This window comes from Micromonospora deserti (genome assembly GCF_003236335.1).
Lineage (GTDB): Bacteria > Actinomycetota > Actinomycetes > Mycobacteriales > Micromonosporaceae > Micromonospora > Micromonospora deserti.
In genome coordinates this window covers 1-15,890 of sequence record NZ_POUB01000142.1, presented here as the reverse complement: position 1 = coordinate 15,890, position 15,890 = coordinate 1, and the positions used below count along the sequence as shown (strand labels likewise).

The following is a 15,890-nucleotide window of genomic DNA, read 5'->3' as shown; positions in this document are numbered from 1 at the left end:
ACCCCCTCCTCCCCCCACGAAAATCTGCTTGGGTGACACTACTTCGGTCCGAACACTATGCGGCGGCCGGAGCCGGCGGTGGGCATTCACCTGTCCGGGAGCGGTGACGCCGCTGGTCCGTTGGCCAGCGTGGGCAAACGAGGGAGCGTGCAGATGGATTTCGACGTGACGGTTGAGATCCCCAAGGGTCACCGCAACAAGTACGAGGTGGACCACGAGACCGGCCGGATCCGGCTGGATCGCACCCTCTTCACGTCCACGCAGTACCCGGCCGACTACGGGTTCATCGAGGGCACCCTGGGCGAGGACGGCGACCCGCTGGACGCCCTGGTGCTGGTCCCCGAGCCGACCTTCCCGGGCTGCCTGATCCGGTGCCGCACCATCGGCATGTTCCGGATGACCGACGAGAAGGGCGGGGACGACAAGGTCCTCTGCGTACCCTACGAGGACCCGCGCCAGGAGCACCTGCGCGACATCCACCACCTCGGCGAGTTCGACCGGCTGGAGATCCAGCACTTCTTCGAGGTGTACAAGGACCTCGAACCGGGCAAGTCGGTCGAAGGCGCCACCTGGGTGGGCCGGATCGAGGCCGAGGCCGAGATCGCCGCATCGTACCGGCGCGCCCGGGAGGCCGCGGAGCGCGGCGAGTCCACGCACTGACCCGCACCGACCTTCGACGGGCCCGGGGGCCGCTCAGCCGAGCAGCCCCCGGGCCCGTTCGTACAGGTCGAGCACCGCGCACGCGACCGGCACCACGGAAACCACCAGGGCGGTGTCGGTGAGGTCGGCGATCCGACCGAGGTACGGCGAGACGGGCCGGCGGGCGTACGTGTTGCCGGCGGCCACCGTGACCAAGGCCAGCAGCAGGCCACCGACGACCAGGGCGAGCCGGCCGGCCGGCCCGGCACGGTCGGCGAGCACGGCGCCCAGCACGGCGAAGCCGGCCAGCCCGGCGACGACGGTCGGCACCCGGTGGCGCAGCGCCACGAACAGTCGGGACCGCAGCAGCAGCACCGCCGCGGCGACCGCCACCAGCAGACGTCCGGCGACCCCGCCGGCGAAGGCGAGGACCACCGCCGCGGCGGCCGCCAGCACGGCGTGGCCGAGCAGCATCCCGGTCAGCATCTCCTCGGTGCGGGCCACCGCCGCGTAGACCCGCCCCCGGTCCGGCAGGTCCCGGGCCTGGTCCGGGCCGACGCCGGGCTCGCCGGTCGGCAGGGTGATCGGCGGCAGCGGCACCTTGCCGAGCCGGATGGCCAGCAGCGGGATCGCGCCGACGGCGAAGACCAGCACGCAGAGCAGCACCGCCGCCGTGCCGGCGGGGCTGAGCAGCAGCCCGCCGAGCGCCGCCAGCGCGCCGGCGGCGCCGATTGTGGCGCCGGCCACGAAGACCCGGAGCCGGGTGGCGACCCCGGCCAGCCCGAGCACCGACGCCAGCAGCAGCGCCACCGAGCCGGTCAGCAGTTCGGGCGCGCCGAGCCAGCGCAGGCCAGCGACCGGCCCGACCGGGTCGCCGGAGCTGACGGCGAGGGCGCCCGCCGCGGCCGCGTACGGCAGGGCGTAGCCGCCGAGGGTGGCGCCGGCCGCCCCGTCCCCGTGCGCCCGTGACGCCACCACCCCGGCGAGGGTGAGCAGCAGCGCCACCACCACGGCGGCCGGCCAGCCCTCCTCGGCGGGACCGCCGGCGAGCACGGCGAGCAACCCGACGGCGAGCGGTACGCCGGCCCCCGCCAGGGTGGCGACCCGGGTGGCCGCGGGAGACCAGGCCCCGCCCCGCCGGCGCGCCCCGTCCGCGATCGCCTCGACCACGTCGTCGTACTCCAGCTCGGGCCACTGCGCGCGGGCCGGGACCAGGTGCAGCACCTCACCGTCGCGGACCCCCTGCGGCAGCAGGGCCTGCGCCGTGGCCAGCACCGCCCCGTCGGTACGCCGCAGCACCCAGCCGCCGTGCCGTTCACCGTCGTCGGCGAGCCCCTCCCCGGCGTGCCGCAGCACCTCCGGCAGCAGCTCGGCCAGCGGCACCTGCTCCGGCAGGGCGACGTCCACCCGCCGTTGCGGTGCGTTGATGGTGACCCGGGCCAGCCCGACTGTCATCGACTGATCTCCATATCGACCGGGGATTGGAGGCTGCGCGGACGACAGGACTCTACCTACGATGAGCCAGGCTCGGGTTACCGTGCGCGGTCAGGAGGTCGAGTGTCCACCGTCGTCATCAAGCGGCCACCGCGACGTTCGGCACCGGAGATCCCGGTCGGTGAGCTGCCCGTCGAGGCGCCGCCGGAGATCCCGGCCGTCACCGGCGGGCGCTGGCAGCAGATGCTGATGGTGCTGCCGATGCTCGGCGGCACGGTGGCGATGGCGATGATGTTCGGCCGCGGCGGCGGCGCGTACTCCTACATGGTCGGTGGGATGTTCGGGCTGTCCTCGCTGGCGATGCTGGTGACCTCGTGGGGCAGCGCGGCGGGCACCCCGAGGAAGTCCGAGATGATGGCCGCCCGGCGGGAGTACCTGCGGCACCTGACCGCGCTGCGGCGGCGGGTCCGGCAGACCGCCGGCCGGCAGCGCGCGGGTCTCTACTACCGGCACCCCGACCCCGGCCGGCTCTGGTCGACGGTGGACAGTCACCGGGTCTGGGAACGCCGCCCCGCCGACCCGGACTTCGCCGTGGTCCGGGTCGCCGTCGGGCCGCAAACCCTCGCCACCCCGCTGGTCCCACCGGTCACCCGCCCGCTGGAGGAGCTCGAACCGATGACCGCCGGCGCGCTACGCCGGTTCCTGGACGCGTACTCCGTGGTGCCCGACCTGCCGGTGGCGCTCTCGCTGCGCAGCTTCGCCCGGGTCTTCGTGCGGGACGCCACCGCCACGTCGGGCGGGCCCCCGGCAGCCGGGCAGGCGCTGGCCCGCGCGATGCTCGCCCAGTTGGCGGTCTTCCACGCCCCCGACGAGCTGCTCGTCGCGGTGTGCGCCGGGCCGGAGCGGCGGGCCGCCTGGGAGTGGGTGAAGTGGCTGCCGCACGCCCACCACCCGACCCGCACCGACGCGCTCGGCCCGGTACGGCTGGTGACCAGCGCCGCGGCGGAGCTGGAGCGGCTGCTGGACGAGGTGCTGGCCAGCCGGTCCCGGTTCAGCCCGGCGGGGCCGGCCACCGACGGGCCGCACGTGGTGGTGGTGCTCGACGGGGGCGACCTGACCGGGGCCGCGGACCTGACCGGGGATGGCGGCATCGACGCCGTCACCATCATCGACCTGGACACTCCGCCGCCGCGCCTGCTGGACCGCCTCGCCCTGCTGCTGGAACTGCGGCACGGCCGGCTGTCCTCGTCCTCGGCGGAAGGGACCGCCGAGGTGGGCACGGCGGACCGGCTCGACCTGGTGGACGCCGAGGCGCTGGCCCGGCGGCTCGCCCCGCTGCGGCTGGCGGGCGGCGTACGGGGCGCGGACGCGCCGCCCGGCGCCGAGCCGGGCCTGCCCGAGCTGCTCGGCCTGGGCGACCCGGAGAACTTTACCGCCGAGCAGGGCTGGGCACCCCGCTCGGCGCGGGAACGGTTGCGGGTACCGATCGGGGTGGGCGCCGACGGCGGCGCGATAGAGCTGGACCTCAAGGAGTCGGCGCAGGACGGAATGGGGCCGCACGGCCTGCTGATCGGGGCGACCGGCTCGGGCAAGTCCGAGCTGCTCCGTACGCTGGTGCTCGGGCTGGCCGCCACGCACAGCTCGGAGCAGCTCAACTTCGTGCTGATCGATTTCAAGGGCGGCGCCACCTTCGCCTCCTTCGACCGGCTGCCGCACACCGCCGCGGTGATCACCAACCTGGCCGACGCGCTGCCGCTGGTCGACCGGATGGTCGACGCCATCAACGGCGAGCTGGTCCGCCGCCAGGAGCTGCTGCGCCGGGCCGGCAACTTCGCCAGCCTGCGCGACTACGAGCGGGCCCGGGCCGCCGGCACGCCGCTCGCCCCGCTGCCGTCGCTGCTGCTGATCTGCGACGAATTCTCCGAGCTGCTCTCCGCCAAACCCGACTTCATCGACCTGTTCGTGCAGATCGGCCGGCTGGGCCGGTCGCTCGGCGTGCACCTGCTGCTGGCCTCGCAACGGCTGGAGGAGGGGCGGCTGCGCGGGTTGGACACCCACCTGTCGTACCGGATCGGGTTGCGGACCTTCTCCGCGCTGGAGTCCCGGACGGTGCTCGGGGTGCCGGACGCGCACGAGCTGCCCCGCTCGCCCGGGCACGGCTACCTGCGCTCCGGCACCGAGCCGCTGGTGCGGTTCAAGGCCGCGTACGTCTCGGGGGCGGTGCTCCGGCGGGGCGCGGCGCCGGGCGCGGGCAGCGCCGCCGCACCCCGGTTGCTCGCCTTCTCCACCCACTTCGTGCCCGCGCCGGAGCCGGCCGGGCCGCCCGCGCTGCCCGCCGCCGAGGAGGAGGGCAGCACGGAGAGCCTGCTGGAGCTGCTGGTCGGCCGGCTGGCCGGGCAGGGCCCGCCGGCGCACCAGGTCTGGCTGCCGCCGCTGGGCCGGGCTCCGGCGCTGGACGAGCTGCTCGGGCCCGTCGGCGTCGACCCGGCGCGCGGCCTCACCTTCGGCAATCCGGAGCTGCACGGCGCGCTCCAGGTGCCGGTCGCGGTCGTCGACAAACCCTTCGAGCAGCGCCGCGACCTGCTCTGGCTGGCGCTGGAAGGCGCGGCCGGCCACGTCGCCGTGGTCGGCGCCCCGCAGAGCGGCAAGTCGACCGCGTTGCGCACCCTGATCTGCGCGCTGGCGCTCACCCACACCCCCGCCGAGGTGCAGGTCTACTGCCTCGACTTCGGCGGCGGCGGGCTGGCCGCGCTGCGCGACCTGCCGCACGTCGGCGGGGTCACCGGCCGGGCCGACCCGACGGCCGTGCGGCGTACGGTCGGCGAGGTCACCAGTCTGCTGACCGACCGGGAGCGCCGCTTCGCCGAGCTGGGCGTGGAGTCGATGACCGCCTGGCGGCAGCGCCGGGCCGCCCAGGCCCGGGCCGGCCAGCCGGCCGCCGACCCGTTCGGCGACGTGTTCCTGGTGGTGGACGGCTGGAGCACGCTGCGCGGCGAGTACGACGACCTGGAACCGCTGATCACCGACCTGGCCACCCGGGGCCTGTCGTACGGGGTTCACGTGGTGGCGACCGCCGTGCGCTGGCTGGACCTCCGGCCGGCGATCCGGGACCTCTTCGGTTCCCGGCTGGAGCTACGCCTCGGTGACCCGTCCGACTCGATGATGCCCCGCCGGGCGGCGGCGAACGTGCCGGAGCAGACCGCCGGGCGGGGCATAACCGCGGAGAGCCTGCACTTCCTCACCGCGCTGCCGCACCTGGCCGCCGCCGGTGGGGACACCGCCGACCTGGTCAAGCAGGTCCGCGCGAGCTGGGCCGGGCCGGAGGCCCCCCGGGTACGGCTGCTCCCCCCGGTGCTCCCGTACGCCCAGCTCGACCTGGCCGCGACCACCGGCCTGGCGTTGCCGGTGGGGATCGCCGAGGCGGACCTGCGCCCGGTGGTGCTGGACTTCGCCACCGAGCCGCACTTCGTGGTCTTCGGCGACGCCGAGTGCGGCAAGTCCTCGTTCCTGCGCGCGCTGGCCACCTCGATCGTCTCCCGGTTCACCCCCGAGCAGGCGCGGGTGATCCTGGTCGACTACCGCCGCAGCCTGCTCGGCGCGATCGAGACGCCGCACCTGATCGGGTACGGCACGGCGGCGGCGCACACCGCCGACCTGATCGAGTCGGTGGCCGGCTACCTGCAGGCCCGAGCCCCCGGCCCGGAGGTCACCCCGGGCCAGCTGCGAGACCGCTCGTGGTGGTCGGGGCCGGAGCTGTTCGTGCTGGTCGACGACTACGACCTGGTCGCCAGCGGGCCGGCGAACCCGCTGCGCGCGCTGGAGGAGCACCTGCCGCACGCCCGGGACGTCGGGCTGCACCTGGTGCTGGCGCGCCGCTCCGGGGGCGCCGGCCGGGCCCAGTACGAGCCGATCGTGCAGCGGCTGCGCGAGCTCTCCACCGCCGGGCTCGTGATGGCGGGCAGCCCGGAGGAGGGGGCGCTGGTCGGCCCCGTCCGGCCCGGGCCGCTGCCCACCGGGCGGGGGCGGCTGGTCACCCGGCGTGAGGGCGTACGTCTGGTCCAGCTGGCCCACCTGCCACCGCTGTGACGACTGTCCCCGGATCACCCCGGAGGGCGGGGTGGAACCGGTAATCTCCGATCGTCATGGTTCTGTCGGGACGAATGGCTGAGGATGTGACCAGGGTGCGGCACAGCGGTCCGCCGGCGGCTCGACGGATCTCGGGCGGGGCGCTGCTCGCCGTCGCGGCCACCGTCGCGGCGGTCGCCGCCCCGGTGGCTCCGGCCGCCGCCGCGGCCCTGCCGGTCCCGGCCGAGCCGGCCGCCGCCCGCCCGGCGGCGGGTCCGCTGCCCGTGGCCGGGCCGCAGGCCGCCCGGCGGCTCACCGCTGCGCCGGTGGCGTACGCACCCCCGGGCCAGGGCCGCCCCGACCAGATCCGCGACGAGCAGTGGCAGCTCGACGAGCTGCGGGCCAGCACCGCCTGGCGCAGCTCCACCGGGCGCGGGGTCACTGTCGCCGTGATCGACTCCGGCGTGGACGCCACCCACCCGGATCTGGCCGGCCAGGTGCTGCCCGGCCTCGACCTGGTCACCCCGCAGGGCACCGCGGCCCCGGACCCGGTCGGTCACGGCACGACGGTGGCCGGATTGATCGCCGGGCGCAACGACGACAGCCGAGGTGTGGTCGGCCTCGCCCCGGACGCCCGGATCCTCCCGGTCCGCGTCCTCGACGCCGAGAACCGCTACGACGACGCGATGATTGTCGCCAAAGGTGTGCGGTGGGCCGTCGACAACGGCGCCCGCGTGATCAACCTGTCCCTCGGTGGCAGCGGTGACAGCCCCGCGCTGGCCGCGGCGCTCGACTACGCCTTCGCCCGGGACGTGGTGGTCGTCGCCTGCACCGGCAACCTGGCCACCTCGACCGACACCAAGGTCTGGTACCCGGCGCGGGAGCCGGGGGTGATCGCGGTCGCCGGCCTGGAGCGCAGCAGCGAGAACCTGTGGTCCGGCTCGATCACCGGTCGTGCCACCGTGCTCACCGCCCCCGCCACCGGCCTGGTCGGGGCCCGCCCGGGCGGGTACTGGCGGGTGCAGGGCACCAGCTTCGCGGCGCCGCTGGTGGCCGCCACCGCCGCCCTGGTCCGGGCCCGCTATCCGCAGATGTCCGCCGGTGACGTGGTCAACCGGCTGCTGACGACCGCACGGGACATCGGCCCCACCGGCCGGGACGACCGCTTCGGGTACGGCCTGGTCGACCCGGTCGCCGCGCTGGACGCCGAGGTGGCCCCGGTGGGCCGCAACCCGCTGGACGACCAGTCGTCGCCCGGCGTGGTGGGGTTCGGCCCGGCGCCCGGCTCGGCCCAGGACGCCGCCGGCGGCACCGACGCGCTGGGTTTCACCGCGCCTCGGCAGCAGACCCGGTGGACGGCGCAGCCCGCCGGCACGCAGGACGACTCCACCCGGGAGCGGCTCTGGACCGGGGCCGCGCTCTTCGTCGCGCTGCTTACCGGCGCGGCGCTGATGGTTCGCCGGTTCCGCCAGTGGGGCCGCTGACCGGCCGGCGCGCACGCCACGCCGCCACCACTGGACGCTGCCGGTCCGGGCGTCCGGCGGGGTGCGGCACGGGCGGCAGCCCCGGGCGCGGAACCGCCGTTCCGGGTCTGACCGGGCGGCGGCCGGGGTAGAACGGTGATCGTGAGCACGTCCGGTCAGCACACGCTGGCGTCCCCGCCACGCCGGTCGTGGCGGCACCGTCGCCTGCACCCGGACGACTCGCGGGGACTGCGGCTGACCCTTGCCGCCGGCGCCGCGTTCCTGGTGCTGGTGCCGTTCACGTTGCTCGCGTTCCTGGTGTTGGGGAGCTGGTCGCCGCTGCGCCGGCTGGACACGGCGGTGACCGACGCGCTGGCCGTCTACGCCGCCGAGCACTCGTCCTGGGTGCGCCTGATGTCGCTCTGGACCGACGTGTTCGCCCCGATGCCGCTGCGTTTCGGTGCGCTGCTGCTGGTGATCTGGCTGGCCCGACGGAAGGCCCGGCAGCTGGCGGTCTGGGTGGCCACCACGATGCTGGTGGGTGGGCTGCTCGGCCCGCTGCTCAAGCTGCTGGTCGGCCGGTCCCGGCCGGAGCTGCCCGACCCGGTGGCCCAGGCGCCCGGCCTGGCGTTCCCGTCCGGGCATGCGCTCAACGCCGTCCTCGCCGCCGGTGTGCTGCTGGTGGTCTTCCTGCCGTACGCCCGGCGGCACCGGCCCACCGCGCGCCCGCTGGTGTGGGCCGCGGCGCTGCTGCTCGCCGTGGTGACCGGGTTCAGCCGGGTGGCGCTCGGCGTGCACTGGACCAGCGACGTGCTGGCCGGCTGGCTCCTCGGCACGGCGGTGGTGGCCGCGACCGCCGCCGCCTGCACCGTCTGGCGGGCTGGCCCGCCGACGCGCCCGGACCCACCCGGCTGAGCCACTCTTCTGAGGTTTGTCGCCGTCCGGCGGCGGGACGCGCCCTATCCCGGGATAGTGCCCCGCGGGCAGGCGGGTGAGGAGTAGGTCAGGTGCACTCGCCGGTGCCGACGCCGCGGGTCCGCTCCGCGCCGGCCAGCGCCACCGGGCGGGCCTCGGCCGCGGTCACCGCGAATCCGGTGTTCGGGTCGTCGGCCGCCGCCGCGAAGATCACCCCGAGCACCAGGCCGTTTGAGGAGACCAGCGGGCCGCCGGAGTTTCCGCTGCGGACCAGCGCGCGGATCGTGTAGATCTCCCGGGTGACGTCGCCGGCGGAGTAGATGTCCGGTCCGGTGATCCGGTCGACGTCGCGGATCCGCGCCGACTGTGCGTTGTACGGCCCGTCGAGCGGGAAGCCGAGCACGATGGCGTCCGCGCCGCTGCCCGCGTTGCCGGCGGCGAAGCGCATGGACGGGCCGGGCAGCCCCGGCACGTAGAGCACGGCGAGGTCCCGGTCTGGGTCGTAGACGACCACCTCGCCGTCGTACCGGTCACCGTTCAGCTCCACCGCCACAGAGCGGGTGCCGGCGACGACGTGGGCGTTGGTCATCACCCGGTCGTCGGCGTACACGAACCCGGAACCCTCGATCCGGCGCGAGCAGCTCGGTGCCGAGCCGAGCACCTTGACCACCGAGCGCTGGCCGTTGACCACCACCTGGGAGCCGGCGAGCGCCGGATCGGGCGGGGAGACCTGCCGGGCCCGGGTGGGCGCCAGGTCGCCGAAGACATCGGGGAAGCCGTTGGTGTCGACGGTGTCCCGCAGCGCGGTGGAGAGCCGCTGCGCCTGGTCGGGCAGCACCCGGTCGACCACGGTGAGCAGCGCGCTGTTGCGCACCGAGGCGGCCAGCCAGGGCAGCGACGACGAGCCGAGCGGCACCGCCACCAGCCAGGCGACCAGCAGCACCGCGAAGAGCGAGACGAACGCCCCGCCGATGTCGTCGACCTGCTTGCCGACGTCGCTGGTGATCGTCTTGCGCAGGTGGGAACCGACCCACCCGGCGACGGCCTGGCCGACCACCGCCAGCCCGAAGATCGCCACCAGGGAGATCAGCACCCTGGTGCCGCTGTCGATGAACTGCTGCGCCAGCAGCGGACCGACCTGCAGCCCGACCAGCGCCCCCAGGAAGAACCCGGAGAACGACAGCACCCCGATGACGAAGCCCTGACGGTATCCGCTGATCGCGAACACGAGCATGAGCAGCAGCAGTACGAGATCCACGGCGGACACGGGTCAAGCGTACGGGCAGAGCGCTCGTGGGATGACCACCGCTTGCGGAAGGTGACGGTGAAGTCAGCGCAGGGCCGACTCGTCGACCTCCTCGGTGCCGGCCGAGGGCGCCGGTGCGGCTCCGATCGGCGGCAGGTCGATCACTCGGCCGCGCCACGGGCGGGCCCAGCCGCCCATCTCCAGCAAGGCGGCCAGCACACCGGCGGTGAAGCCCCAGACCAGCATCCCGCGCGCCGAGAACGCCGGGCCGATCCAGCCGCTGGGGTGGCGTACCCGCATCCGGTTCGCCGGGTCGACCAGCTCGGCGATCGGCAGCCGGGCCACGTGCGCCACCTCGGCCGGCTCCCGGGGGTGCACCGGGTGCGGCGTATGCCACCAGGCGAGCACCGGGGTCACCACGAAGTCGCTGACCGGGATCCAGAGCCTCGGCAGCTCGGCCAGGACGGTGACGCTGGCCGGGTCGAGATTGACCTCCTCGTTCGCCTCGCGCAGGGCGGTCGCCGAGGCGTCGGCGTCCTCCGGGTCGGCCGCGCCGCCGGGGAAGGCCGGCTGGCCGGCGTGGTTGCGCAGGGTGGCGGCCCGCTGGAGGATCAGCACGTCCGGGCCGGTGCCGGGCTCCTCGCCGAGCAGCACCAGCACGGCGCTCTCCCGGCCGCCCTCGGCCGGCGTGGCGAGTCGGGTGAAGTCCTCGGTACGCGCGCTGCCGAGCCGGGTCAGCAGGGGCTCCAACCAGCCGGGCGGCTGCCGGGTCAGGCCGGCGCTCCCGCGTTCCGCGGCGCCCGGGCCAGGCCGCCCGGTCACGCCGGCACCGCCACGCCGAGATGCTGCCGGACCAGCTCGGCGAGGCGGGCGTCGTCCAGCGCGCCGGAGGAGTCGAGGTGCCGGATCTGGCCCTCGCCGTCGACGAGGACGGTCAACGGCATGGCGTTGCGCCGCAGCGCCCGCTGCAGGCTCTGCCCCTGGTCCACGAGCATCGGGAAGCGGACGCCGAAGTCCTCGCCGATGGACTGTGCGGCCTGCCGGCTGTCCTGGCTGTTGACCCCGATCACCTGGACCTGGCCGGCGGCCCGTTGGCTGAACCGCTGGAAGGCGGGCAGTTCCTTGCGGCAGGGCGGGCACCAGGACGCCCACACGTTGATCACCGCCGGGCCGGGTACGTCCCGCAGGGCGACCGGGGCGCCGCCGGTGAAGCAGGGCAGCGTCAGCTCGGGCAGTGGCTGGGCGGCGGCGGTCGGACCGGCCGAGGCCGGGGCTGCGGTCGGGGCCGAGGCCGGGGCGGTGGTCAGCGTCGCACAGTCCTGGAACGGCGAGGGCCGGGAGTTCGCGGCCTCCTGCCGGGTCGGCAGGCTCTCCTCGGCGGTGGCGGTGCAGCCGGCGACCGCGAGCAGCACCGGGACGAGCAGGGCGGCGAGGCGGGCGTTCACGGTGCCTCCGCGGCGACCGCCTGGGCGGGCACCAGCTCCGGATCGACCCCGGCGGCCACCGCCAGGTCCCGGGCCCGCGGACCCTTGAGCAGCTTCGCGGCCGCCGCCGGCTCGGTCGGACCGGTGCCGTAGGACGGGCAGAGTTTCGCCAGCGTGCACGCGCCGCAGGCCGGCTTGCGGGCATGGCACACCCGCCGGCCGTGGAAGATGACCCGATGCGACAGCATGGTCCAGTCGCGCCTGGGGAACAGGGCACCGATCGCGTGCTCGATCTTGACCGGGTCGGTCTCGGCGGTCAGCCGCCAGCGCTGCACCAGCCGCTGGAAGTGGGTGTCGACGGTGATCCCGGGGACGTCGAAGGCGTTGCCGAGGATCACGTTCGCCGTCTTGCGGCCGATGCCGGGCAGGGTGACGAGATCGGCCAGCTTGCCGGGGACCCGGCCGTCGTACCGCTCGACGAGCGCCTGACCGAGCTTGATCAGCGAATCCGTCTTGTTGCGGTAGAAGCCGGTGGGCCGGATCATCTCCTCCAGCTCGGCGCGTTCCGCTCCCGCGTAGTCGGCTGCCGTCGGGTAGCGGACGAAGAGCTTCGGGGTGACCTCGTTGACCTTCTTGTCGGTGCACTGCGCGGAGAGGATCGTGGCGACGGCCAGCTCCAGGGCGTTGGAGTGGTCGAGTTCACAGTGCGCGTCGGGGTGGGTCTCGGTCAGCACCCGACCGATCCGGCGGGCGCGCCGGGTACGCCCGAGTTCGGTCTCGGTGGTGCGGGGGGAGCTGGTGGTCACGCCGGCCAGCCTACGTCGCCGGGCCGACGGGCCGCCGCCACGCGCCGCCGGTCAGCCGGCTGGCGGCGGGCTGACCGTGCCGGAGTCGTCGAAGCGGGCGCCGGTCTTCGGGAAGTCGGTGCGGGTGAGCTGCCTCAGCAGGCCCAGGCCGCGGTCGTCCGGGTCCATCGTGGGCTTGCCGGCGGAGTTCATGTACGTCGAGACGAACGAGCCGCCGGCCCAGCTGCCGTCGGGCTTGAGGGACACCTTGAGCACGCCGCCCCAGCCGAGCCGGCCGGCGTTGCTCAGCGAGTTGCCGCCGCCGGCGAAGTTGCCCAGGCTGTACGCGATCAGCCGGCCCCGGTAGAACTCCATGCCGCGCAGCACGTGCGGGCCGTGCCCGACGATCAGGTCGGCCCCGGCGTCGATCATCGCCTTGGAGAACTTGACCGGATCGCCCCGGTTCTCGCCGAGGAACATCTCCGTGCCCGGCCGCACCCGGGTCTTGTCGGAGCCCTCCGCGCCCATGTGCACCTGCACCACCACCAGGTCGGCCATGGTGGCGGCCTTCGCCACCACCTGTTTGGCGGAGGCGATGTCGGTGAGGCTGTTGGACCAGACGTACGACGAGAAGCCGGCGACGGCGACCTTGACTCCCTTGACGTCGACCACGGTGATCTGGTCGGGCGCCCCGGTGTGCGCGAGGTCGTACTTCTCCAGCGCCTTCTGGGTGTTCGTGTAGCCCTTCGGCCCGTAGTCGTTGCCGTGGTTGTTGGCCTGGTTGAGCAGGTCGAAGCCGGCGTCGCGCAGGTGCGCGGCGTACTCCGGCGGCGCGCGGAACTGGAAGCAGCGGGTCGAGTTGGCGCCGCACTTGCCGGTGCCGGTGTCGACGGTGAGCGGCTCCTCCAGGTTGCCCATCACCAGGTCGGCCGCGAGCGCGTCCTCGACCGAGTCGAAGAAGCCCTTCCCGCCGTTGGCGGGCAGCCGGTTCGGCGCGTTGCCCATGATGATGTCGCCCGTCGCGGAGAGCGAGATCGCCTGCTCCGTCGCGGGCGTCGGGGTGCCCGACGCGACGGGGGCGCCGGTGTCGCCACCGCCGGTGCCGCGCTGCCAGACCGAGCCGGCCTCGGGCTCGGCGCAGCCGGCCGCGAGCACGGCGACGAGCAGCGCGCCGGGGACGGGCGCGAGTCGGCGGCGCGGGCGGGGGGCGGCAGCATACATCGACCGCGATGATACCGGGCGGGTGATGCCCTGGACAGGCCCGACCGGCCCCCGGATTCAGCCCGTCAGCCGATCCGACCACGGGACCACGGTGCCCGCCCCGCCGGCCGTCACGGCGGCGTGCACGGCCCGGGCCAGCGGCGCGCCCCAGGTTGAGCAGGGTCCGCCGTACGGCGACTCGGGCCCGTCGACCGGGCAGAGCACGGTGACCGCGTCGGTCGGGGTGCCGGTGCCCGGCACGCCCAGCTCCACCATCGCCTGCGCCTTCGCCTCGGTGACGGTGGCCACCGCGTTGACCAGGGCGGCGTCACCGAGCCGGGCCGGGACGTAGGCCACGATGTTGACGGTGCCGACCGGCTGGGCGAGCGTCGCCGGCGCGGGCGCCGCCGCCCAGACCGGGTTGCCCAGCCCGACGGTCGCCCAGACCCGGACGCCGCCGTCGACGCGGGCCACCACCTCGGCCACGTCCACCCCGGTCAGCAGGCCCACCCCGGGCCCGTCGAGGGCGAGCCCGTCGGCCAGCTCGGCCAGGTGGTCGGCCGGGTCCTCCCGGTCGTACGAAATGGGCACGGTCGCGTTGACGACCCATCGCCGTACGCCGATCCCACCGCCGAGCGGCGCGGAGCTCACGGAGAGTAGCGGGAGATCGGTGCGCCAGACCAGCAGCGGGACGTCCCGCCCGCCCTCCGGGCGGCTGGTCAGCAGGGGCTCGCTCAGCACGTGCCGACCCTACGACCTGCGGCGCTGCGGAGCGCTGGCCACCCTGGCGGACGCGCGATCTTACTCCTTGATCAAGTCCCGCGCGTTACGCCCAACGATCAAGATTCCAGGGGTGCACCTCTGATTACCGCTCACGTGCGCCTAGACTTGGCGGCGCGCGAGGGATCAGCGGACGGCGGACCCGGCCGACGGACGGCACGCGCAGGCGGAGGTGCGCGATGGACGAGGTACTGGCCCGCAGCGGGATCTTCCAGGGCGTCGACCCGGAGGCTGCCGAGGCGCTCGCCAAGGAGATGGAGACGATCGAGGTTCGCAAGGGCGAGGTCGTCTTCAACGAGGGCGAGCCCGGCGACAGTCTTTACATCCTGCTGTCCGGCAAGATCAAGGTCGGCCGCCGGGCGGCGGACGGCCGGCAGAACCTCATCGCGGTGATGGGCCCGTCGGACATGGTCGGTGAGCTGTCGCTGTTCGACCCAGGTCCGCGTACGGCGACCGCCACCGCGGTGACCGACACCCGCCTGGTGCGGCTGCGTAAGCAGGCCCTGCGCCCGTGGCTGAACAACCGGCCGGAGATCGCCGAGCAGCTGCTCCGGGTGCTCGCCCGCCGGCTGCGGCGGACGAACGACTCGCTGGCCGACCTGATCTTCACGGACGTGCCCGGCCGGGTGGCCAAGAACCTGCTCCAGATGGCCGGCCGGTTCGGCACCCGCGACGGCGGCGTGCTGCGGGTGACCCACGACCTGACCCAGGAGGAGATCGCCCAGCTCGTCGGCGCCTCCCGGGAGACCGTCAACAAGGCGCTGGCCGATTTCGCGTCCCGCGGCTGGCTGCGGCTGGACGGCAAGAGCATCATCATCCTCGACCCGGAGCGCCTGGCCCGACGCGCCCGCGTCTGACCCGACCGGCCGGGCCCGCCCCGGCCACCATGGCACACCGGCCCCCGGACCGCCCAGGCGGTCCGGGGGCCGTGGTGACTCTCCGGGCCGGCCCCGCTTCTGCCCGGCGCAGAACCGCTGGACGGCTCGGAGCCCCGGCGGGCACGGTGGAGCGATGCTGAACCGGGTCGCCGTTCTCTCCGACATCCACGGGGTGCTGCCCGCGCTGGAGGCCGCCCTGGCCGAGCCGGACGTCGCCGCCGCCGACCTGATCGTGCTCACCGGCGACATCGCGGCCGGGCCGCAGCCGGTCGAGGTGCTGGACCTGCTCGCCGACCTCGGCGACCGGGTCTGCTGGGTACGGGGCAACGCCGACCGGGAGCTGGTCGAGGCCCGGGCTGGCCGGGCCTCCCCGATCGAGGTCTCCAACTGGGCCGCCGGCCAGCTCCGCGACGACCACGTGGCGCGGCTGGCCGCACTGCCGCTGACCGTGACCCTGGAGGTCGCCGGTCTCGGCCGGGTCCTCTTCTGCCACGCCACCCCGCGCGACGACGAGGAGGTCGTGCTCGTGGACACCCGGGTGACACGCTGGGCGGAGGTGCTCGCCGGGGTGCCGGCCGAGGTGGGCATCGTGGTGTGCGGGCACACCCACATGCCATTCACCCGGCTCGTCGACCGGCGCCTGGTCGTCAACCCGGGCAGCATCGGCATGCCGTACGGGGGGCCGGGCGCCTTCTGGGCGCTGCTCGGGCCGGGGGTTCAGCTGCGCCGCACCCCCTTCGACGTGGACGCCGCCTGTGCCCGGGTCGCCGCCGAGTCAGGCTTCCCCGACGCAGCCGAGTGGGCCGACGAGTACCTGCGCTCCCGGCACAGCGACACCGAGGCGCTCACCGTCTTCGCCCCGCGCGACGGCCGCTGACCATCCGCCCCGACCCGACCCTGTCAGGCTGAGTCGTTCAGAGCAGGGCACCCAGCGAGGACCTCCTCGACACCTGTCGAGCTGCCCCATCCGTGCGCCCACGCTCGACACCTCAAACCCCGCCACCCCGCCACCCACACACCCGAACTCGACACCTCAAACCCCGCCCCGCCACCATCGTCAC

13 protein-coding genes are annotated in these 15,890 nt (G+C 74.7%); 6 read left to right on the top strand and 7 right to left on the bottom strand.

The genetic code is table 11. From position 1 onward, the window contains the following. Nucleotides 1-153: 153 nt before the first annotated feature. Nucleotides 154-660: an inorganic diphosphatase gene (locus tag C1I99_RS19485; RefSeq protein ID WP_111135655.1), complete on the top strand. Its 507-nt coding sequence runs from the start codon at nucleotides 154-156 to the stop codon at nucleotides 658-660. Between the two features lie 33 nt (nucleotides 661-693). Here C1I99_RS19485 and eccD read toward each other — a convergent pair whose 3' ends face one another. Continuing rightward, on the bottom strand, nucleotides 694-2,094 hold the full coding sequence (gene eccD, locus C1I99_RS19480) for a type VII secretion integral membrane protein EccD (RefSeq protein ID WP_111135652.1): 1,401 nt from the start codon (nucleotides 2,092-2,094) through the stop codon (nucleotides 694-696). Nucleotides 2,095-2,196: 102 nt separating this feature from the next. Between eccD and eccCa the strand changes: the two genes are divergently transcribed. The 3 genes from eccCa (at nucleotide 2,197) to C1I99_RS19465 (ending at nucleotide 8,516) form a co-directional block, all read left to right on the top strand. Continuing rightward, nucleotides 2,197-6,159 (top strand): type VII secretion protein EccCa, encoded by a 3,963-nt coding sequence (eccCa, locus tag C1I99_RS19475; RefSeq protein ID WP_111135651.1) that lies wholly within the window; start codon nucleotides 2,197-2,199, stop codon nucleotides 6,157-6,159. Nucleotides 6,160-6,233: 74 nt separating this feature from the next. Continuing rightward, on the top strand, nucleotides 6,234-7,622 hold the full coding sequence (gene mycP / locus C1I99_RS19470) for a type VII secretion-associated serine protease mycosin (RefSeq protein ID WP_111135650.1): 1,389 nt from the start codon (nucleotides 6,234-6,236) through the stop codon (nucleotides 7,620-7,622). Nucleotides 7,623-7,763: 141 nt separating this feature from the next. Next, nucleotides 7,764-8,516 carry a phosphatase PAP2 family protein gene (locus C1I99_RS19465; RefSeq protein WP_233512595.1) on the top strand — a complete coding sequence of 251 codons (753 nt, stop codon included), beginning with the start codon at nucleotides 7,764-7,766 and terminating at the stop codon, nucleotides 8,514-8,516. An 88-nt stretch (nucleotides 8,517-8,604) separates the two neighbouring features. On the opposite strand, the gene C1I99_RS19460 is transcribed toward C1I99_RS19465, so the two are convergent. The 6 genes from C1I99_RS19460 to C1I99_RS19435 form a co-directional block, all read right to left on the bottom strand. After that, the gene (locus C1I99_RS19460; protein ID WP_111135649.1) at nucleotides 8,605-9,783 is read right to left on the bottom strand and encodes a MarP family serine protease; all 1,179 of its coding nucleotides are present in this window, start codon (nucleotides 9,781-9,783) and stop codon (nucleotides 8,605-8,607) included. Nucleotides 9,784-9,846: 63 nt separating this feature from the next. Next, complete coding sequence (locus tag C1I99_RS19455; protein WP_111135653.1) at nucleotides 9,847-10,536, bottom strand: NUDIX hydrolase; 690 nt, start codon at nucleotides 10,534-10,536, stop codon at nucleotides 9,847-9,849. A gap of 44 nt (nucleotides 10,537-10,580) precedes the next feature. Then, nucleotides 10,581-11,207, bottom strand: coding sequence for a TlpA family protein disulfide reductase (locus C1I99_RS19450; protein ID WP_111135648.1), 627 nt, complete (start codon nucleotides 11,205-11,207; stop codon nucleotides 10,581-10,583). Beyond that, on the bottom strand, nucleotides 11,204-11,992 hold the full coding sequence (gene nth, locus C1I99_RS19445; RefSeq protein WP_111135647.1) for an endonuclease III: 789 nt from the start codon (nucleotides 11,990-11,992) through the stop codon (nucleotides 11,204-11,206). Before nth ends, C1I99_RS19450 begins: the two co-directional genes overlap by 4 nt. A gap of 51 nt (nucleotides 11,993-12,043) precedes the next feature. Then, complete coding sequence (locus C1I99_RS19440) at nucleotides 12,044-13,192, bottom strand: CapA family protein (RefSeq protein WP_111135646.1); 1,149 nt, start codon at nucleotides 13,190-13,192, stop codon at nucleotides 12,044-12,046. A 57-nt stretch (nucleotides 13,193-13,249) separates the two neighbouring features. Further along, nucleotides 13,250-13,912, bottom strand: coding sequence for an adenosylcobinamide amidohydrolase (locus C1I99_RS19435; protein WP_111135645.1), 663 nt, complete (start codon nucleotides 13,910-13,912; stop codon nucleotides 13,250-13,252). Between the two features lie 218 nt (nucleotides 13,913-14,130). On the opposite strand from C1I99_RS19435, the gene C1I99_RS19430 reads away from it, so the two are divergent. Continuing rightward, complete coding sequence (locus C1I99_RS19430) at nucleotides 14,131-14,808, top strand: Crp/Fnr family transcriptional regulator (protein ID WP_007073398.1); 678 nt, start codon at nucleotides 14,131-14,133, stop codon at nucleotides 14,806-14,808. A 154-nt stretch (nucleotides 14,809-14,962) separates the two neighbouring features. Then, nucleotides 14,963-15,706 (top strand): metallophosphoesterase family protein, encoded by a 744-nt coding sequence (locus C1I99_RS19425; protein WP_111135644.1) that lies wholly within the window; start codon nucleotides 14,963-14,965, stop codon nucleotides 15,704-15,706. Nucleotides 15,707-15,890: the final 184 nt, after the last annotated feature.

What these genes read in the sequence shown, in the direction of transcription:
- C1I99_RS19440 (WP_111135646.1), bottom strand. Translation starts at nt 13,192, where the DNA reads ATGTATGCTGCCGCCCCCCGCCCGCGCCGCCGACTCGCGCCCGTCCCC.
- C1I99_RS19425 (WP_111135644.1), top strand. Translation starts at nt 14,963, where the DNA reads ATGCTGAACCGGGTCGCCGTTCTCTCCGACATCCACGGGGTGCTGCCC.
- eccD (WP_111135652.1), bottom strand. Translation starts at nt 2,094, where the DNA reads ATGACAGTCGGGCTGGCCCGGGTCACCATCAACGCACCGCAACGGCGG.
- C1I99_RS19430 (WP_007073398.1), top strand. Translation starts at nt 14,131, where the DNA reads ATGGACGAGGTACTGGCCCGCAGCGGGATCTTCCAGGGCGTCGACCCG.
- C1I99_RS19485 (WP_111135655.1), top strand. Translation starts at nt 154, where the DNA reads ATGGATTTCGACGTGACGGTTGAGATCCCCAAGGGTCACCGCAACAAG.
- mycP (WP_111135650.1), top strand. Translation starts at nt 6,234, where the DNA reads ATGGCTGAGGATGTGACCAGGGTGCGGCACAGCGGTCCGCCGGCGGCT.